Source organism: Mesorhizobium sp. EU05-FHT14A09 (assembly GCF_058790995.1).
On sequence record NZ_JBYTDF010000003.1, the window covers coordinates 514,734 to 533,246 of the forward strand.

The window sequence follows — 18,513 nt, forward strand, 5'->3', positions numbered from 1 at the left end:
ACTCAAATAGTCATATTTGTGAGGCGAGGCTGCACTCGAAAAATGGAGATAAGCATGGGGTCGCAGTCACTGGTTCGCCGGCTTGAGATTCTGGCGCTCGGAAGCGCGCTCGGGCTGCTGCCGATGTCGGTTGCAAAAGCCCAGGACGGCAACGCCACCGTGCTCGAAAAAATCACTCTCGAATCTGAGAGCGGCGACACGCTGAAACAGAATGGCTATGTCGCCAAACAGGATCGCGACGGCACCAAGGTCGACACGCCGATCGTGCAGATCCCGCAAGCGATCACCGTCATCACGCAGGACCAGATCGAGGACCAGAAACCGCGTTCATTGAACGAAGCGCTCAATTACACCGCCAGCGCCAACCCCAATGCCTATGGCTCCGACAGCCGCTACGACGCCTTTTTTCTGCGTGGCTTCCAAGCCTACTACAACGGCATGTTCCGCGATGGGCTGCGCCAATATAACGGCCCGTCGGCCTGGCTCAAAACCGAGCCCTACGGCATCGAGGGTGTCACCATCCTGAAGGGGCCTGCCTCGTCACTCTACGGCGTCAGCGGCCCGGGTGGCATCGTCAACGTCATCACCAAACGCCCCAAGGACGAGAACTTCCGCGAGATCGAAGTGCTCGGCGGCGAATACAACCGCTACCAGGGCGCATTCGACATCACCGGTCCGGCGAATGAAGACAAAAGCCTGCTCTACCGCTTCACCGGCCTTGCCCGCAAAAGCGAGACGGAACTGCCGGGCTATCCCGACGACAAGGCCTATTTCGCGCCGGCCTTCACCTTCAAGCCGGACGAGGACACCAAACTCACCATCCTTGGCGAACTGTCGCGCTCGGTGACCGGGGGAACGGCTTCCTTCTACAATCCGTCCTATGGCGTGCGTTCCGATCTCTATGAAGGCGATCCGGCCTGGAATGACTTCAGGCAGAATCAGGGGCGCATCGGCTACGAATTCGAACACCGGTTCAACGACCTGCTGACGGTGCGGCAGAACCTTCGCTACAACGCCGTCGACACCGACATGGAGTACAGCCTCCACTATGCGCCGGCGCCGAACCAGCCGCTGAAGCGCTACTGGGGTCACTATCGTGAGGACATGAAGAACTTCGTCGTCGACAACATGGCGCAGTTCACGTTCGACACGGGGCCAGTCAAACACACCGCAGTTGCGGGTCTCGACTACAGCTGGGCGCAATATGGCTCCCACAGTGCGATCTCTTATGTTTCGGCTGCGGACATCGCCGCGCAACCGGTTCCCTTCACGCGTGGCCAGGAGCTCAACCAGACCGGCGCCTATCTGCACGACCAGATGGAGTGGAACAATTTCACGCTGTTTGCATCGGGCCGCTATGACTGGGTCGACACCGCCTCGACCGATGCCGAATACAACAAGAGCAAGCAGCGCGACCGCGACTTCTCCTGGCGGCTCGGTCTGTCCTACCGCACGGACTGGGGGATCATTCCCTACGCGAACTACTCGACCTCTTTCTCGCCCAACATCGGTTACGTCTATGACCCTGTGAGCAACATCCGCCGCGTGGCGCGTGCGACCACCGCAGAGCAGATGGAGGTCGGCGTCAAATACGAGATCCCCGATACCAATGCCGTGCTCAGCGCCGCCTATTTCGACATCAGCCAGAAGGACGGCCTGGTTTATGACGGCACCTTCGACGACCAGGGCAATCAGCGCCAGCGGCAGCTGGATCTCAATTCACGCGGCATCGAGCTGGAGGCGAATGCGTCCTTCGACAACGGTTTCGGCCTGATTGCGTCCTACACGCATCTGCGCATGAAGATCGAAAAGGGCGCTGCCGGCACGATCGGCAAGGAACTGTCGGCCACGCCGAACGACGTGCTGGCGCTCTGGGGCCACTACAAGTTCGAGGCCGATGCCTTGGCCGGGCTCGGTCTCGGCGCAGGTGTCCGTTACTCCAGCGAGAGCTACGGTGACGACACCAACAGTTTCAGGAATGCCGCACGAACCTATGTCGACGCCGCATTGTCCTATGACTTCGGCCATCGCAATCCCGACATGCAGGGCCTGACGCTGCAGGTGAACGCCAAGAACCTGTTCAACAAGCAGGGCACCGTCTGCCAGGCCGGCAACTGCTATCGCGACGAGGGCCGTTCCGTGTTCGGCAGCCTGAGGTACCGGTTCTGATGCACGGTCACGTCTCAAGGAAAGCGGCGTCACCTTTCGCCGTGCTGATGGCGGTTGGCGGGCTCTATGTCGCCCAGAGCGTCATCGGCGGTGTCACCTGGATCGGTCTTCCAGCCATCATGCGCAGCGAAGGCGTGCCGCTCGACCGTATTGGTCTGGTATCGCTGATCGTGCTGCCCTGGGCATTGAAATTCCTGTGGTCGCCGGCAGTGGAGCGTTTTCGTCTGCCGGCGAACGGTCGCAATCGCACCGCCACAATCGTGTTCGCCGGGGGCCTAACGTCCGCGGCCGGCCTGTTCTCAGTCGGCGCGATCGGCCCTGCCGCTGTCCTGGCGGCGCTTGCCTTGCTGACGATCGTCGCCTTCGCGGCTTCCACGGTCGATATCGCCTGCGACGGCTATGCAGTGCAGAGCCTCGCCAAGGAGTATCATGGCTGGGGTAACGCCGCGCAGGTCGGCGGCGCCTATCTGGGGTCGGCGCTTGGCGGCGGGTTGTTTTTGATGCTCGTCGATGTGTCCGGCTGGCAGATCGGCATCTGGGTGATGGCGGCGCTGCTGCTGTTGCTCGGCCTGCCGTTCCTGTTCGCGCCGATGCCGATCCTGCCGGAGGAAGCGCGCGGACATGTCCCGTCGCTGCTTACGGCGCTCAAGCGCCCGGAAATCCGGCGCGGCCTCGCGGCGGCGGCGATCTATGTGATCGCCCAGAAGGTGGCTCTCGGCATGCTGGGACCGTTCCTGATCGACGCAGGGCTCGACCTGACCGCCGTGGGGTTGATCAATGGCATCGGCTCGATGTTTGTCGGTGTCGCGGCGGCACTTCTCGGCGGTGCTCTGGTGAAGTCCTGGGGCATGCGCAACGTGCTCGTGCTGGCACTGGTGCTGCAGGCGGCCGGCCTGTTCTTCTTTGCCTGCTACGCGCTCATCGGCGGCATCCCGCAGCCGGCGTTGATCGTCGTGGCTGTCCTCGCTTCATCGGGGGTCATGGCGCTTGGTTTCGTGGCGCTCTATGCGCAGTTCATGCGGTGGTCGGATCCGAAACAGGCTGGCGTCGATTTCACGCTGTTCCAGTGCATGGATGCGCTGGTCGGCATGGCCGGCGGCGTGATTGCCGGCTATGCCGCGCAGCATTTTGGCTACGGCATCTTCTTTGCCGCAGCGGGCGTCATCGCGCTGGCTGCCATTCCGGCGATTTCGCTGGTTTCCGACCGGCGTTGAAGCGAGGCGGAGCGATTCCAGCAAAAAGTAGGCGTTTCCGCGAAAGCGGCAACGCCTCAGTCCTCGCTTCGCACGCCTTCCTCGCCTGACGTCCCGCGGCGCCAGTAGGCGACAACCAGCTGGCGATCTTTCTTCAGGCCCCACTCCTTGCGCACGATCCGGCGCAGTTCGCGAAAATCGCCGAACTCGCAGCCAGCCCAGACAAAGACGTCTTCGCCCAGGGACGCCTGGTCGATGTTGCCGAGTGCCTTTGAGAGCAGGTTGGTGGTGCCGGGCTCGCGGCCGTGCCGGTAAAGCCAGTTGATCTTGATGTTGTCGCCTTCGGCCAGCGGCAGGATGTCGGCGGGGCTGTCGACTTCGATGAAGACGTCAGCGCGGCTTTCCGCGGCAAGGCTGTCCAGCATGCGCCCGATGGCCGGGAGTGCCGTATCGTCGCCGAAGAGGAGAAGGTTGCGCTGGTCCGATGCGTCTCCGCCGCCAGGGCCGATCAGTCCGATGACCTCGCCGAGCCGGGCATTGGCGGCGAAGGTCGCCGCAGGCGTGTTCTCGCCCTCATGCAGGACAAAGTCGACGTCGAACCAGCCGGCAACAGGGTCGATGGCGCGGATCGTGTAGACCCGCACGGTCAGCGCATCGTCTCCCGACGGCCAGACCATCAAGCCGTCGGCGCCCAGCGTCGGCCACACCGGCTTGCGGCCCTTGGGCGGCAGAAGCAGGCGCATGTGCAATCCGCCGCTGGCGAAGCGCGCGAGGTTGTCGCCGGTGAAGCGCACCCGCTGCATGTGCGTCGATATGCGGGTGGAGGACTGCACGGTGATTTCGCGGAAGAACACCGGCGTGCCGGCTTCAGCGCCGTCGCCGTTCCAGCGCAGGCCGCGCGTGCTGCCGAGATACTCGGCAATATGACCGGCTACGACCATCTTCATATAGGAGAGGCAGGTCTCGTCCTCGGCGGAGACGCGGATCGACACGCTGCGATCCGCCAGAACGGCGCTCAACGAGCCATAGTGAGTCTGGAATTCCCATTGATGCTCGACACCGGTGTCGACTGCATACTCCTCATGCTCGGCGTGGAATTTCTCCATCGCCGTGCGGATGTTGTCGTCCTCGACGAGGGTTTCTGCGGTCAGTTGGCTCATGGGTCCGTCCATTCGAATGCAGCATGTATGCCGGGCTGCAGCGATGCGCTTCAGTCCGGCATCTGTCCCAATGCCACAGTCGAGGACGGGTTTCCAGTAAACTTGATATTTTAAATCATGTTTATGATGTCGGCCGGCGTCGACAGCTGATACAGCTAGAGTTGTACCGCGGTCGTGTTGGCGCCACAGACGAGCACCGCAACCCGCTCGCCAGGGGCCGGCTGGTACTTGCCGGAGAGCATGGCGCCAAAGGCCGCTGCCCCACCTGGTTCAGCAGCGACCCGCACCGCACCCCACAGCGCCTTCTGCGCCGCCACGATGTCGTCGTCGCTGACCAGGATCGAGCGTTCGATGTGGCTCTGCGCGATCGGGAACATCAGCGAGCCGACCCGCTTCGGCGCAAGCGAGTCCGCCGCCACGCCTTCGGTCGGGGCATCGACAGGTTCGCCCGCGGCAAAGGCATTGTGCAGGGTCGGAGACCCCTCCGGCTCGATCGCGACGATGCGGACACGGCCGGCAAGCCAGGCGGCGACACCGCCGATCAGTCCACCGCCGCCGACCGCGACCAGCAGCGTGTCGATGTCCGGCAGGTCCTGTTCGATTTCGAGGCCAAGCGTGCCTTGGCCGAGCAGCGTCTCGACCTGCTCGAAAGCATGCACGGGCAGCGCACCGGTCTTGGCAACATGCGCCTCGCTGGCGGCAAGTGCGTCGGCATAGCGGTCGCCGGCGATCACCAGCTCGGCGCCGTAACTGCGAATGCGATCGGTCTTTGCCTTCGGCGACACGCTCGGCACGAAGATGGTTGCGGGAATGCCGAGGCGCATGGCGGCATAGGCAACGGCCGCACCATGATTGCCGCCCGAGGCCGCAACTACGCCGGCCTTTGGAATGTCGCGTTGCAACAGGTTGGAAAAGGCGCCGCGCGCCTTGAAGGAGCCGGAATGCTGCAGGCATTCGAGTTTTAACTGCAGCGGAAAGCCGCTGCGGCCGAAATCGACCATGTCGACCGACAACACCGGCGTGTGTCGGATATGCGGCCTGATCAGCGCCTCGGTCTGGCTGATGCGTTCGGGCGTTATCTGCGTTTCGGCTGGCATGGAGGGCTCCGACATTCTGCTGTTGACATCAATTAGTAACTTGGCAAAATGCCTAAATGCAAGAGGCTGAAGTTTTCAAGGCAATCGCCAACCCGCGCCGGCTGCAGATCCTCGACTGGCTCAAGGATCCTGTGGCCCATTTCCCGCCGCAGGTGGACGGCGATCTGGTTGAGGATGGCGTCTGTGCGCTGCTGATCGCCGACAAGCTCGGCATCACGCCGGCCACGCTCAGCGAGCATATGCGTGTGCTCTCCCAGGCGGGGCTGGTGCGCTCCAAGCGCATCAAGCAATGGATCTTCTACCAGCGTGACGAAGGCAGGATCGGCGCAGTCAAGGCCATGGTGCTGGAGAGTCTGTGAGGTTGGCTGGCGCGGCGGCGAACGATGGCGAAACCCGGACCAACGACATAAACCAGCCCCGGTTTTTATCCGCATCTCCTCCGGGCCAGTTCTCAGTCGAATCAGCGGCACACGGTCATGTGGTCGGCTTTCGAGGGAATGAATCTTGAATATCGCGGGCCAGGAGTTCGGGTTGTTCAAGCGCGGCGAAATGCCCGCCCTTCGGCATATCTGTCCATCGACGCACATTGAATACACGCTCGACCCATGAACGCGGTGGAGTCGGCAGCTCTTTCGGGAAATGTGCGAACGACATCGGCACGCTTACGTTTGAAACGCCCGGAAACGAAAAAGGCTGCAGCCGATTTTCCTTGTACATTCTAAGGGACGAGTCGACGGTGTTTCCAAACCAGTAGATCGATACATTCGTCAGCAACGCATCTGCAGATATCACCGTCTCAAGATCGCCGTCACAGTCGGACCAGCTCGCAAATTTTTCGGCTATCCAGCCCAGCAGGCCGACGGGGCTATCGGACAAGGCGAACGAAAGCGTCTGTGGCTTGGTCGCCTGCAGCAGCGAATAGCCACCCTCCACGCTTGCGAAGGTTGTGGCCCGATCCAGGAACTGCTGTTCCTCACTTGTGATGGCGGGATAATCCGCCCCCAATGGCGGTCGAAAACTTCCGGGAATGTAATTCAGGTGAATCCCTTCGACGGAGCCCGGATAGAGAGCACCAAGCCAGGCTGATACTCCCGCACCGATGTCGCCACCCTGCGCAAAATATAGCTCATAGCCAAGTTGGAGCATCAGCTTGTGCCAAAGCCCGGCAACCCGTCGGGCACTAAATCCAGTTTGCCTTGGCGCTGCTGAGAAGCCGAAGCCGGGAAGCGATGGCACCACAACGTCAAATGCATTGCACGGGTCACCTCCGTGTGAGCCCGGGTCCGTCAACAGTGGTATCACTCTTTCGAACTCTACGAAGGAGCCCGGCCAGCCGTGCGTCAATATAAGGGGCCGTGCATTCGGTCCCGCGCCCTTTTTGTGAATGAAATGGATGTCTTGCCCATCGATGTCGACTGTGAATTGGGGCAGATCGTTTAGTTGCGCTTCCCTTGCGCGCCAATCAAACGCGTCCGACCAACGTGTTGCGAGCTTTTGAACGAGTGCGAGGCTCACCCCATCCTCGTTTCCGCTCTGAAATATCGAGCCAGGCCAGCGCGCTTGGCGCACGCGTTTTTTTAGGTCATCGATCTGTTCATCGGCGATACTGATCCGGAAGGGCTTCATGCAGCAATTCCTTCAATAATGTGCCGTGGTACTTGCATCTGATAAGCCGGCTTATGAATGCGCGGCCATTATTGCATATTCGGCGATACCAAGATGACTTAGTCGCCGCTGCTGCGAAATGCCAATTTCACTGGACCGGAGCTGCTCACAAGGACAGCAGCACGCTTTTCTCCTTCTCAAGCACGCGACGAGCTGCGGGCCGTTCAATCAAACGATCTTTCAGGCCCATGAGATTGGCCAGGTCTCTGATCGGCAGCCCGAGATCGCGTCCCCAGGAGAAGAACACCAGCGCGTACGGGTCAGCGACGGTGAAATGATCGCCCATCATCCACGTACGACCTTCCATGATGCGATCCATTTCCTGAAGGTGGTTCCAATAGTTCTCCTTGCTTTTCGCCTTTACGGCCGCAAACAGGCTTGGGTCCGAAACCACCTGTTCGGGATGGTAGAACTTTGTAAACGTGGGATGGACGGCGCCGGAGAGCCAGGCGCAGGTCGCAATTGTCTGCGCTCGTTCAAGCGGATCTCTGCCGAGCAGTGCTTGATCAGGAAAAGCACTCCCGATCCAGCCGAGAATGGCGGTGGATTCCAACAGAACCTCACATGGTCGAAGCGAAGTGCCGGCACCTTTGCGCGTGGGTTGATCTCCCGGTACTCGGGCTTGAACTGTTCGCCCGTCAGGATGTTTACCTTCTTCAATTCGAAGTCAGCTCCTGCCTCCTCCAGTGCGACGTGGGAAGCCATCGAGCAGGCGTGTGGGAAGTAGTAAAGCGTCAACATGTAGGGTCGTCCTTGCTTGCATCGCATGCGGCAATCGTTGTTCGGCGCGGATCCGCCACGCTAGGCTTGGTTCGCCCTGTGATCCGCCGAGGTTCTTGCTGCATGCACAATTGCCGTGGTGACGGTTTCGGGTTGAGTCATGTAGATCGCATGACTCCCGGAGACTTCGAGCACGCGTGCGCCGGCTAACTCTGCCATCCGGCGCTGAAGACTGGGATGGACGAGCCTGTCGTCTGTGGCGACCACATACCAGCTAGGCTTCTTACGCCAGGCGGCAGCCGTGACCTTGCCCGTCATCGACGCTATGGCCCAGGGCTTGAGCGCTGCTGCCATGAAGTGGCTCGTTGCTGGAGGAAGGTCCTGGCCGAAAACTTCAGGGAATTTGGTGGTGTCAAACAGAACGTAGCCATCGCCGGTCGTCAGGAAGGGTGGTTTCGACCCGCCTGGCACATGATTGGCTGTCAATGTCTGGACTGACTCTCCCACGTCGGCGATAAAGGCTGCGACATACACCAGGCCAACGACCTTTGGGTCGTTGCCCGCCTCTGAGATGACGACACCACCGTAGGAGTGACCCACAAGGATAACGTCACCTGGTGCTGCATCGATCGCGCGCCGCGTGTTGGCGACATCATCTTCAAGCGATCGAATGGCATTCTGCACGATGACGACGCGATAACCTTCGCGGGTCAGTCGATCGTGAATTGCTCGCCAGCCTGAACCATCCACAAACGCCCCGTGCACCAGAACGATGGTTGTGCGGGGCGTGGGCTTGTCGACGTCTCTCTGCACGGACGTCATGTCGTCTTGTGAAAACTCTTTCGTAGCCACCATTCTGCTTCCTTCGCGATACAGGCGGGGTTGCGAGGCTACAGAGCACTCACCACGCCATTGCCTGCCGAAGGTTTGTCTAGCCGCCACGCCAGGTGCGCGGAACTACGCAAGTCGACAACACATTATTTCACGAATTGGAATGATCGCGCTCGCTCGGCGGTTCGCGTTGTCCTTGAGGCTATCACAAAGCCGCAATGCCGTTGCGAAGCCGCGGTGCTGCAAAGTCCAGGAACCGGCGGAGTTTGAGCGGCAACGGCGCCTTTGATGTATGGAGCAGATGGACCGGAGATGGGGCCGGTTCCATGTCTTCCAAAACGATCCGCAGCGTTCCGGCTCTTACAGCATCAGCGACGTGGTAATGCAGGAGTTGAGTCAGCCCGACCCCCTGGACAGCTGCCGCTGCCGCTGCTTCCGGCGTTGTTGTCGCCAGACGAGACGAGAGTGGCGGAATGCGTGCATCCACCGAGCCAGGAACACCAAAGTGCCACTGCGCGTACGGAATAGGCATGTTCAAGGTAATTGAGGGAAAGTGCGCCAAATCATTCAGTGTGCGCGGCTCATCCCTGTCGACAAACAAGCGGGGACTGCCACACAGGACAGTTCGAATCGATCCCACACGACTGGCGGTCATGGCGCTATCTTGAAGCTGGCCAATCCGGATTGCCACATCAACGTTCTCTTCGACCAGCGCGAGATTGGTGTCGATCAGCACCAGTCGTACATGAATTCCGGAGTAATGTTCCAGAAACTCGCTGATGATCGGCAAGACATGAAGGCGTCCGAACATCGTGGGAGCCGTTACGACCAATTCGCCGATTGGCTCAATGAACTCACCTGCTGCTTCACGCTCCGCTTGTCTCACCCTATCGAGAATCTCCCGCGCCGCGGCGACATAGACGGCGCCAGCATCAGTAAGCATGACCTTGCGGGTCGTGCGCGTGAGCAGGCGGGCGCCAAGCAGGTCTTCCAGTTCGGAAATCCGCCGGCTCAACGTTGGCAGCGATACCCGCATCGCTCGCCCGGCAGCAGAGAAGCTGCCATGTTCGACAACTTCCAGCAGCATCGACATGGCCTCAAAGCGATCCATCCGATTCTCTCAATGATTGGAATAGTCATTTCTCGCCACAACACATAGTGCGCACGTGGTCGGAACGCTAATCAAAGCCCGCGAAGCTGCTGTGGGGAGAAGATCTGGTGCCCTACGGCTTCATGGAGATAGCCCGAGCTCCCGGCGTGGAAAAGGCTCAGGCAGAGCTGGGCATGGATCACCTGTGGCAGGATAGAGGTCGTCCAGTTGGTCTGGACAGTCCCGATCCTCAGGCCGTTCAGGCCAGCCAATCCGGGATCGTATCCAGGCCGATCAGTTCTTCATAGGTCCGACGCGGCCGCACGACGGCGAAACGATCGCCGTCGACCAGCACTTCGGGCACCAGCAGGCGGGTGTTGTAGGTGCTGGACTGGGTCGCGCCATAGGCGCCGGCTGTGCCGATGGCGATGAGGTCACCGCTCGTCGGCTTTGGCAGGTCGCGATCGTGACCCAGATAGTCGCCGGTCTCGCAGACGGGGCCGACCACATCGGCGCGGATACGTGGCCCGTCGGCCGGGCCCAATCGCACCGGGCGAATGTCGTGATAGGCATCGTAGAGCGTCGGGCGGATCAGGTCGTTCATCGCCGCATCGATGATGACGAAGTTCTTGGCTTCGCCTTCCTTGAGATAGATCACCTCGGCAACCAGGATGCCGGCGTTGCCGACGATCAGGCGGCCGGGCTCGAAGATCACCTTGAGGCCCAGTCCGCCGACATGCTTCTTCACGATGCCTGCATAGGCATCCGGCAATGGCGGCGGGTTGTTGTCCGTCTTGTATGGAATGCCCAGGCCGCCACCGAGGTCGATGTGTTCGATGGCATGGCCATCGGCGCGCAGCGTCATGGCGAGCTCGGCGAGCAGCCGATAGGCATCGTCGAAAGGCTGCAGTTCGGTGATCTGGCTGCCGATATGGGTATCGATGCCGATCGCCTTGATACCCGGCAGTTCGGCCATGCGCCTGTAGACTTCACGGGCCCGCTGCCACGGTACGCCGAACTTGTTCTCGGCCTTGCCGGTCGAGATCTTCTTGTGCGTCTTGGCGTCGACGTCCGGATTGACGCGCAGCGACACCGGCGCTGTCTTTCCTGCCGCCACCGCCCGCGCCGACAGCAATTCGAGCTCCGGCTCGGATTCGACGTTGAAGCAGTGAATGCCGGCCGCAAGCGCGAAGTCCATTTCGCGCGCCGTCTTGCCGACGCCGGAAAAGACTATTTTGTCGGCCGGAATGCCGGCCGCGAGCGCCCGGCGCAGTTCGCCTTCTGAAACCACGTCGGCGCCGGCGCCGAGTTTTGCCAGCGTGCGCAGAACCGCCTGGTTGGAATTCGCCTTTGGCGAATAGCAGACCAGCGCGTCGAGTTCGGCGAAGGCTTCTGTGAAGACCCGGAAATGGCGGGTCAGCGTGGCAGTGGAATAGCAATAGAACGGCGTACCGACGCTCGCCGCGATCGCGGGTATTGCTACGTCCTCGGCATGCAGGATGCCGTCGCGATATTCGAAATGGTTCACAGGAAATTCGTCCGGAAGGCTACTGGATCAGCTTGTCGAGAATGAACGGCTTGTCCGTTTCCGGTTTCGTCGGCTCCGGCGGCAAGGGTTGCTTGGCCTTGGCGGCGTCCTTGCGTGCCTGCACGGCGGCTTCGTAGGGTGTATCGAGACCGGCGCGACGTCCGCAGGCCGTCACTGCCGTCACCGCCGCCAGAACCGTCAGCGTCACCAGTATCCTGCCTGCCGTCATCGTTGTTTCCGTCCGTGCGTTTCAAGCAGTCGCTTGTAGCGGAGTTTTTTAGGCATTGCATCCGGCATCAAGCCTTGGGGAGGCGCTTTTTCCAGTAACGGATCTGTTTGCGCACCTCTGATGGCGCGGTGCCGCCGAAGGAGGTCCGGCTCTTGACCGAGTTCTGCACGGACAGGACCGAGAAGATGTCCTGAGTGATGCCGTCGTGGATCGACCGCAGCTCTTCCAGCGTCAGTTTTTCCAGGCCGACCTTGTTGGCTTCGGCAAGCGCCACTGCTCGGCCGGTGACGTGATGTGCTTCGCGGAACGGCAGGCCGAGCGTGCGCACCAGCCAGTCGGCGAGGTCGGTGGCCGTTGCATAGCCGGAGCCGGCAGCTTTCTTCATCGCGGTCACGTTGATGGTCATGTCGCCGACCATGCCGGTCATGGCGGCAATCATCAGGTCGAGCGTCTCGGCCGCGTCGAAGACGGCTTCCTTGTCCTCCTGCATGTCCTTGGAATAGGTCAGCGGCAGGCCTTTCATGACGGTGAGCAAGCCGATGAGATGGCCGTTGACGCGACCGGTCTTGGCGCGCACGAGTTCGGCCGCATCGGGGTTCTTCTTCTGCGGCATGATCGAGGAGCCGGTGGAGAAGGAATCCGACAGGCGCACGAAGCCGAATTGCGGCGTCGACCAGATGACGATCTCCTCCGCCAGGCGCGACAGATGGGTGGCCGAGATCGCCGCCACGGACAGGAATTCCAGCGCGTAGTCGCGGTCAGAGACGCTGTCGAGCGAATTGCGGGTCGGCTCGCGGAAGCCGAGCGCCCTGGCCGTCTGATGACGGTCGATAGGGAAGCCTGTGCCGGCAAGGGCGGCCGCGCCAAGCGGACTTTCGTCCATGCGCTGGATCGCGTCGCGCACGCGCGACAGGTCACGGGCGAACATTTCGACATAGGCCAGGCAATGATGGCCGAAGGTCACCGGCTGCGCGGTCTGCAGATGTGTGAAGCCCGGCATGACCGTGGCGGCATGTTCCTCGGCCCGCACGAGGAAGGCAGCGATCAGGCCCTTCAGAGCTTCGGCCACGCGATGGAATTCATCCTTTACCCAGAGCCGGAAGTCGACGCCCACCTGGTCGTTGCGCGAGCGCGCCGTGTGCAGGCGCCCTGCGGCAGGCCCGATCAGCTCGGCCAGGCGAGCTTCGACATTCATGTGGATGTCTTCCAGCCGGGTCGAGAATTCGAACTTTCCGGCCTCGATCTCTTTCAAAATCGTGTTCAGGCCGTGAGCGATCTTCTGTTGATCGTCAGCCGAAATAATGCCTGTTTCAGCCAGCATCTCGCTGTGGGCGAGCGAACCGCGGATGTCCTGCGCGTAGAGTTTGCGGTCGAATGAGATGGAGGCGTTGATCGCTTCCATGACCGCGGCCGGGCCCGAGGCAAATCGTCCGCCCCACATCTGGTTGCTGGCCTTCTTGTCGCTCATCGCTATAACCCGTTCCCCGGAGACATTTTAGATATGGCAGACGGCAAGAAACTCTTTCCCGCCCCGCGGTTGATCCTTGCCGCGATTGTCGCCGGCGTGCTCGCCGGTGCGGTCGCGGTATATGTCAGGGAGAGCCGGTCTGGCAACAATGAGCCGGGATCGGTGGCAACCGCGTCGGCCGGCAAGGATGACACGGTCTGCACCGCCAAGGCCGAACGCGCCAAGAAGGTCGCGGCCGCAGCAACAGGCCAGGTTGCCGCGTTGTTGCCGGCCGACCCGCCGCAGTCCCTGAAGACGCTCGCCTTCAACGGCCCCGACGGTAAACCGATGACGCTGGCCGATCGCGCCGGCAAGACGGTCCTGGTCAATCTCTGGGCAACCTGGTGTGCGCCGTGCCGTGCAGAAATGCCGGCACTCGACGCGCTGCAGAAGGAGAAGGGCTCGGACAGGTTCGAGGTGATGACCATCAATGTCGACACCGGCGACGACACCAAGCCGAAGGCCTTCCTCGACGAGATCGGCGTGAAGTCGCTGGCGCATTATCGCGACGCTTCGATGGGTGTGTTCAACGACCTGAAGAAGCGTGGCCTGGCACTCGGTCTGCCGGTGACGTTGCTGGTCGACGGCGAGGGCTGTCTGATCGGTCATATGAACGGTCCCGCCGAATGGGCCGGCGACGATGCCAAGCGGTTGATGGATACAGCGCTGGCTAAATAAGCGGGCGATAAAGGAACTGATCCCAGTCAAATCAGCATCAAGCGAGAATGCGCGACATTTTCGGGTTCCGGTCAGAAGCCGAGGCGGAGATGTCGGCTAATGAATTTCGCGCAATTCGAAAGCCAGTCGCAAGCGAAACGATACTACGATAGTCGCACTCGAAACAAAAACGTTGTCGGCTCATCGTATTCGACCCATACTCCCGCCCGCGGACGTTTGCGTTCGCCAATGGATTAGGGAGAGAAACATGACGTTTCGCGGTCTTGCGGCCGGGGTCGCCGCAACTTTCGTCCTCTGCACCACCACCTCGGCCTTTGCCGTGACGCAGATCAGCTGGTGGCATGCGATGACCGGTGCCAACGCTGAAGTCGTCGACAAGATCGCCAAGGACTTCAATGCCAGCCAGAAGGACTACGAGATCGTCCCGGTGTTCAAGGGCACCTATCCGGAAGCGCTGAATGCCGGCATTGCCGCGTTCCGCGCGAAGCAGGCTCCCGATATCCTGCAGGTATTCGATGTCGGCACGGGCGTGATGATGGCCGCCGAAGGCGCGGTGAAGCCGGTGGCGGATGTGCTGACCGAGTCAGGCGTGCAGTTCGACAAGGCCCAGTATCTGCCAGGCATTGTTGCCTATTATTCGAAGCCGGACGGCACGATGCTGTCCTTCCCCTACAATTCCTCCTCGCCGATCCTGTATTACAACAAGGACATTTTCCAGAAGGCGGGGCTGGACGTGAGCAAGCCGCCGAAGACCTGGAACGAGGTCTGGGAGGCCGCAAGGAAGATCAAGTCGAGCGGTGCCGCCGCATGCGGCTATACCTCGACCTGGCTGACCTGGATCCATACCGAGAATTTCGCGGCCTGGAACAACGTCTCCTGGGCGACTCAGCAGAACGGACTTGCCGGCGGTGACGTCGAACTGAAGATCAATGCGCCGATCTACGTCAACCATTTCCAGGCGCTGGCCGATCTCGCCAAGGATGGCACCTTCAAATATGGCGGCCGCACCTCTGAAGCCAAGCAGCTCTTCCTCGCCGGTGAATGCGGCATTCTCACCGAGTCCTCCGGAGGACTCGGCGATATCGTCAAGTCGGGCATGAATTATGGCATCGGCCAATTGCCCTATGACAGCGACGCGGCCGGCGCGCCACAGAACACCACGCCGGGCGGTGCCAGCCTCTGGGTTTTCGGCGGCAAGTCCGAGGAGCAATACAAGGGCGTGGCGACCTTCTTCAGCTATCTGTCGAAGACGGAAGTGCAGGAGTTCCTGCATCAGAAATCCGGCTATCTGCCGGTGACGCTCGCCGCCTATGAGGCGACCAAGAAGTCCGGCTTCTACGAAAAGAATCCCGGCCGCGAGACGCCGATCCTGCAGATGATGGGCAAGGCACCGACCGACAATTCCAAGGGTGTACGCCTGCCCAACCTGCCGCAGGTGCGTGACATCCAGAACGAGGAATACGAGAAGATGCTGGCCGGTCAGCAGACCGCGCAGCAGGCGCTCGACAATGCGGTGTCACGGGGCAACGCCGCCATCAAGGAAGCGCTTGGGAATTAGCGTTCATTGCGAATGCTCACGCACATGATCGGCAGGCCGGAGGGAGGTGTGCCACATTGACCCCCCGTGTCGTTTTCCCGAACAGGGTGCTGCCCTACCTTTTGGTGGCACCGCAGCTCGCGATCACACTGGTGTTCTTCTATTGGCCGGCGGCACAGGCGCTCTACCAGTCTATGCTGAAGGAGGATCCTTTCGGCCTGAAATCGAAATTCGTCTGGTTCGACAATTTCAAGAGGGTGCTGGCCGATCCGAACTATCTGTATTCGATCAAGGTCACGGTGGTCTTCTCCGTGGCCACAGCAGCGGTCGCCATGACCGTGGCTCTTCTCCTTGCGGTCATGGCGGAGAAGGTGGTGCGCAGCAAAGGTTTCTATCGCACGCTTTTGATCTGGCCCTATGCAGTGGCTCCGGCCATTGCCGGTATGCTGTTTCTCTTCCTGTTCAACCCGTCGATCGGTTCGCTCGCGATCCTGCTGCGCAAGATTGGCATTGCCTGGGATCCGGTGCTCAACGGCACTGACGCGATGATCTTGCTGGTGGCCGCAGCCGCCTGGAAGCAGATCAGCTACAATTTCCTCTTCTTCGTTGCCGGGCTGCAGGCGATTCCCAAAACGCTGATCGAGGCGGCCGCGATCGACGGCGCCAGGGAGACGAAACGTTTCTGGACGATCGTCTTCCCGCTGCTGGCGCCGACCACCTTCTTCCTGTTGGTCATCAACACGACATATGCCTTTTTCGACACGTTCGGCATCGTGCACGCCGTCACCGGCGGCGGACCGGGCAAGGCAACGGAGACACTGGTCTACAAGGTCTACAATGACGGCTTCGTCAACCTGATCCTCGGATCGTCCGCCGCACAGTCGGTTATCCTGATGGTCATCGTCATCGCACTGACCGCCATTCAGTTCCGCTATGTGGAAAGGAAGGTGCATTATGGCTGAGCCGAAGGCACCCGGCAGCGGGCATGACAAGCTGATGATCGGCCAGTCGGCGAAGGGCATCTATGTCGCCCATGCCATCCTGATCTTCGGCCTGGTGATCGTTGCCTTCCCGATCTACTACACCTTCGTTGCGTCTACACACACGCTCCAGACGATCCTCAGGCCGCCGCTGCCGCTGGTGCCTGGCGGCGAGTTCTGGAACAACTACGGGGAAGCCCTGTTCGGCGGCGCCGGACGCCTGGGCGGTGTGGGCGCCGGCACGCTTCTGCTCAACACGACCGTCATGGCGCTGGGCATCGCGATCGGCAAGATCGCGATCTCGATCCTCTCTGCCTATGCCATCGTGTTCTTCCGGTTTCCGTTCCGGATGACGATCTTCTGGCTGATCTTCATCACCCTGATGCTGCCGGTCGAGGTCCGCATCCTGCCAACCTACAAGGTCATGGTCGATCTCGGTCTGATCGATACCTATGCAGGCCTGATCATTCCGCTGATCGCTTCGGCTACGGCGACGCTGCTGTTTCGCCAGTTCTTCATGACCATTCCGGGCGAGCTCGTCGAGGCCGCCCGGGTCGACGGCGCAGGCCCCTGGCGCTTCTTCTTCGATATCCTCCTGCCGCTGTCGCGTACCAACATAGCGGCGCTGTTCGTCATCCTCTTCATTTATGGCTGGACGCAATATCTGTGGCCATTGCTGGTCACCAACCGCACCGACATGACCACCATCGTCATTGCGCTGAAGAAAATGGTGTCCTTCGCCGATGCCGACACGCAGTGGCACCTGGTGATGGTGACGGCGATCCTTGCCATCGTGCCGCCGATCCTGGTCGTGGTGCTGATGCAGCGCTGGTTCGTGCGCGGTCTCGTCGATACGGAGAAATAAGAAGAGATGGCGACAGTTGACCTGAAGGACGTACGCAAGGTCTATCCCGGCGGGGTGGAGGCGGTGAAAGGCGTGTCGATCGCCATACCCGACAAGGAGCTTTGCGTGCTGGTCGGCCCGTCCGGCTGCGGCAAGTCCACGCTGCTGCGCATGATCGCCGGCCTGGAGACGATCTCTTCTGGCTCCTGTGCCATCGACGGCAAGGTGGTCAATGCGATCGGGCCAACCGAACGCGACATCGCCATGGTGTTTCAGAATTATGCGCTCTACCCGCATATGAAGGTCTACGACAACATGGCCTACGGCCTGCGCAACCGCGGCACGCCGAAGGACGAGATCGATTCGCGTGTTCGCTCGACCGCCAAGGTGCTGGAATTATCGCACCTGCTCGACCGGCGCCCGCGCGAGCTTTCCGGCGGCCAGCGCCAGCGTGTCGCCATGGGTCGCGCCATCGTGCGCAATCCGAAAGTGTTCCTGTTCGATGAGCCGCTTTCCAATCTCGACGCCAAGCTGCGCGGACAGATGCGCGTCGAGATCAAGAACCTGCAGCGGTCGCTGGGCGTCACCTCGGTCTATGTCACGCATGACCAGCTCGAGGCGATGACGCTGGCCGACATCCTGGTGGTCATGAATGCCGGGCTTGTCGAACAGATGGGCGCACCGCTCGACATCTACGAGAAACCCGCCTCGACCTTCGTTGCTTCCTTCATCGGCGCGCCGCCGATGAACCTGCTCGCCGTCACGGCCAAGCCGGACAGTGCGGCCGACACGCAGGAGAAATTCTTCGCCAATGGCGCAGGGCTGGACATTACCGCGCCGGCGCATGCCGCAACGCTCGGCTTCCGTCCGGAAGATGCCGATGTCCTTGGCGAGGGAGCGAAGACATCCGGTTCCCTCAAGCTGTCGGCCACCGTGGAGGCCGTCGAGCCGGTGGGTGCCGAAAGCTTCTTATACTGTGCGGCCGCCGGCGGCCGTATCGTGGTCAGGGTGGCGGGGCGTGCCGTCGCGAGGCCTGGCGACAGGCTCGAAGTTCTGGTCCCGACCGGGAAGCTGCATTGGTTCGACAGCGCGGGAAAGCGCGTCTAGGCAATCCCAGCAAGGATGGGCCACATTTTGCGCCAGGAGACGCTAGCGCATTTCCGAAGTAACGAAGCGCTGGGACCACATCTCCGAATGTGCACGGCGCCCGTGCGGAACTGCCGCCAAATGATAGTTTTGGCGATCTCGGCAAGCGTCATAATCCGACGCGCTGGATGCGGATCAG

General features: G+C 61.1%; 17 protein-coding genes and 1 pseudogene. 8 read left to right on the top strand and 10 right to left on the bottom strand.

Annotated elements, in window-relative coordinates; genetic code table 11:
• Positions 1-54 precede the first annotated feature (54 nt).
• Positions 55-2,169: a TonB-dependent siderophore receptor gene (locus AC3WTO_RS14110; RefSeq protein WP_492461342.1), complete on the top strand. Its 2,115-nt coding sequence runs from the start codon at positions 55-57 to the stop codon at positions 2,167-2,169.
• Positions 2,169-3,383 (top strand): MFS transporter, encoded by a 1,215-nt coding sequence (locus AC3WTO_RS14115; RefSeq protein ID WP_492461343.1) that lies wholly within the window; start codon positions 2,169-2,171, stop codon positions 3,381-3,383. The genes AC3WTO_RS14110 and AC3WTO_RS14115 overlap by 1 nt, the downstream gene beginning before the upstream one ends.
• Positions 3,384-3,439: 56 nt before the next feature.
• Here AC3WTO_RS14115 and AC3WTO_RS14120 read toward each other — a convergent pair whose 3' ends face one another.
• Together AC3WTO_RS14120 and AC3WTO_RS14125 are read right to left on the bottom strand one after the other, a co-directional pair.
• Positions 3,440-4,522, bottom strand: coding sequence for an SIP domain-containing protein (locus AC3WTO_RS14120; RefSeq protein WP_492461344.1), 1,083 nt, complete (start codon positions 4,520-4,522; stop codon positions 3,440-3,442).
• A gap of 155 nt (positions 4,523-4,677) precedes the next feature.
• On the bottom strand, positions 4,678-5,619 hold the full coding sequence (locus AC3WTO_RS14125) for a threonine/serine dehydratase (protein WP_492461345.1): 942 nt from the start codon (positions 5,617-5,619) through the stop codon (positions 4,678-4,680).
• Between the two features lie 56 nt (positions 5,620-5,675).
• Here AC3WTO_RS14125 and AC3WTO_RS14130 point away from each other — a divergent pair, with 56 nt between their 5' ends.
• Positions 5,676-5,978: an ArsR/SmtB family transcription factor gene (locus AC3WTO_RS14130; protein ID WP_492461346.1), complete on the top strand. Its 303-nt coding sequence runs from the start codon at positions 5,676-5,678 to the stop codon at positions 5,976-5,978.
• Positions 5,979-6,093: 115 nt separating this feature from the next.
• Here AC3WTO_RS14130 and AC3WTO_RS14135 read toward each other — a convergent pair whose 3' ends face one another.
• The 8 genes and pseudogenes from AC3WTO_RS14135 to argH all read right to left on the bottom strand — a co-directional run bounded on the left by AC3WTO_RS14135 (position 6,094) and on the right by argH (position 13,150).
• Positions 6,094-7,245 (bottom strand): epoxide hydrolase family protein, encoded by a 1,152-nt coding sequence (locus AC3WTO_RS14135; protein WP_492461347.1) that lies wholly within the window; start codon positions 7,243-7,245, stop codon positions 6,094-6,096.
• 145 nt (positions 7,246-7,390) lie between these two features.
• Positions 7,391-7,837, bottom strand: coding sequence for a glutathione S-transferase family protein (locus tag AC3WTO_RS14140; RefSeq protein ID WP_492461348.1), 447 nt, complete (start codon positions 7,835-7,837; stop codon positions 7,391-7,393).
• 26 nt (positions 7,838-7,863) lie between these two features.
• Positions 7,864-8,052, bottom strand: a pseudogene (locus AC3WTO_RS14145) (hypothetical protein); the annotation flags it as partial.
• Between the two features lie 33 nt (positions 8,053-8,085).
• Positions 8,086-8,859, bottom strand: a complete 774-nt coding sequence (locus AC3WTO_RS14150; protein ID WP_492461349.1) for an alpha/beta fold hydrolase — start codon at positions 8,857-8,859, stop codon at positions 8,086-8,088.
• Between the two features lie 181 nt (positions 8,860-9,040).
• Positions 9,041-9,946, bottom strand: a complete 906-nt coding sequence (locus AC3WTO_RS14155) for a LysR family transcriptional regulator (protein WP_492461350.1) — start codon at positions 9,944-9,946, stop codon at positions 9,041-9,043.
• Positions 9,947-10,184: 238 nt separating this feature from the next.
• Positions 10,185-11,453 (bottom strand): diaminopimelate decarboxylase, encoded by a 1,269-nt coding sequence (gene lysA, locus AC3WTO_RS14160; RefSeq protein WP_492461351.1) that lies wholly within the window; start codon positions 11,451-11,453, stop codon positions 10,185-10,187.
• A gap of 19 nt (positions 11,454-11,472) precedes the next feature.
• On the bottom strand, positions 11,473-11,682 hold the full coding sequence (locus AC3WTO_RS14165; RefSeq protein WP_054313747.1) for a hypothetical protein: 210 nt from the start codon (positions 11,680-11,682) through the stop codon (positions 11,473-11,475).
• A gap of 67 nt (positions 11,683-11,749) precedes the next feature.
• The gene (gene argH, locus AC3WTO_RS14170) at positions 11,750-13,150 is read right to left on the bottom strand and encodes an argininosuccinate lyase (RefSeq protein WP_492461352.1); all 1,401 of its coding nucleotides are present in this window, start codon (positions 13,148-13,150) and stop codon (positions 11,750-11,752) included.
• 33 nt (positions 13,151-13,183) lie between these two features.
• Between argH and tlpA the strand changes: the two genes are divergently transcribed.
• From tlpA to AC3WTO_RS14195, 5 genes are all read left to right on the top strand, one after another.
• Positions 13,184-13,867, top strand: coding sequence for a thiol:disulfide interchange protein TlpA (gene tlpA, locus AC3WTO_RS14175; RefSeq protein WP_492461353.1), 684 nt, complete (start codon positions 13,184-13,186; stop codon positions 13,865-13,867).
• A 247-nt stretch (positions 13,868-14,114) separates the two neighbouring features.
• Entirely contained in the window at positions 14,115-15,425 is a 1,311-nt protein-coding gene (ugpB, locus tag AC3WTO_RS14180; RefSeq protein ID WP_492461354.1) for a sn-glycerol-3-phosphate ABC transporter substrate-binding protein UgpB, read from the top strand.
• A 56-nt stretch (positions 15,426-15,481) separates the two neighbouring features.
• On the top strand, positions 15,482-16,366 hold the full coding sequence (ugpA, locus tag AC3WTO_RS14185) for a sn-glycerol-3-phosphate ABC transporter permease UgpA (protein WP_492461355.1): 885 nt from the start codon (positions 15,482-15,484) through the stop codon (positions 16,364-16,366).
• A gap of 34 nt (positions 16,367-16,400) precedes the next feature.
• Entirely contained in the window at positions 16,401-17,249 is an 849-nt protein-coding gene (gene ugpE, locus AC3WTO_RS14190; protein WP_492461549.1) for a sn-glycerol-3-phosphate ABC transporter permease UgpE, read from the top strand.
• Positions 17,250-17,255: 6 nt separating this feature from the next.
• Positions 17,256-18,335, top strand: a complete 1,080-nt coding sequence (locus AC3WTO_RS14195; protein WP_492461356.1) for a sn-glycerol-3-phosphate import ATP-binding protein UgpC — start codon at positions 17,256-17,258, stop codon at positions 18,333-18,335.
• Positions 18,336-18,513: the final 178 nt, after the last annotated feature.

Bases quoted from the DNA above. Each gene is read 5' to 3' on its own strand.
- AC3WTO_RS14130 (WP_492461346.1), top strand. From the start codon at position 5,676: ATGCAAGAGGCTGAAGTTTTCAAGGCAATCGCCAACCCGCGCCGGCTG.
- tlpA (WP_492461353.1), top strand. From the start codon at position 13,184: ATGGCAGACGGCAAGAAACTCTTTCCCGCCCCGCGGTTGATCCTTGCC.
- AC3WTO_RS14125 (WP_492461345.1), bottom strand. From the start codon at position 5,619: ATGCCAGCCGAAACGCAGATAACGCCCGAACGCATCAGCCAGACCGAG.
- argH (WP_492461352.1), bottom strand. From the start codon at position 13,150: ATGAGCGACAAGAAGGCCAGCAACCAGATGTGGGGCGGACGATTTGCC.
- AC3WTO_RS14110 (WP_492461342.1), top strand. From the start codon at position 55: ATGGGGTCGCAGTCACTGGTTCGCCGGCTTGAGATTCTGGCGCTCGGA.
- AC3WTO_RS14195 (WP_492461356.1), top strand. From the start codon at position 17,256: ATGGCGACAGTTGACCTGAAGGACGTACGCAAGGTCTATCCCGGCGGG.
- AC3WTO_RS14115 (WP_492461343.1), top strand. From the start codon at position 2,169: ATGCACGGTCACGTCTCAAGGAAAGCGGCGTCACCTTTCGCCGTGCTG.
- AC3WTO_RS14165 (WP_054313747.1), bottom strand. From the start codon at position 11,682: ATGACGGCAGGCAGGATACTGGTGACGCTGACGGTTCTGGCGGCGGTG.
- AC3WTO_RS14150 (WP_492461349.1), bottom strand. From the start codon at position 8,859: ATGGTGGCTACGAAAGAGTTTTCACAAGACGACATGACGTCCGTGCAG.
- AC3WTO_RS14135 (WP_492461347.1), bottom strand. From the start codon at position 7,245: ATGAAGCCCTTCCGGATCAGTATCGCCGATGAACAGATCGATGACCTA.
- ugpB (WP_492461354.1), top strand. From the start codon at position 14,115: ATGACGTTTCGCGGTCTTGCGGCCGGGGTCGCCGCAACTTTCGTCCTC.
- AC3WTO_RS14155 (WP_492461350.1), bottom strand. From the start codon at position 9,946: ATGGATCGCTTTGAGGCCATGTCGATGCTGCTGGAAGTTGTCGAACAT.
- ugpE (WP_492461549.1), top strand. From the start codon at position 16,401: ATGATCGGCCAGTCGGCGAAGGGCATCTATGTCGCCCATGCCATCCTG.
- AC3WTO_RS14120 (WP_492461344.1), bottom strand. From the start codon at position 4,522: ATGAGCCAACTGACCGCAGAAACCCTCGTCGAGGACGACAACATCCGC.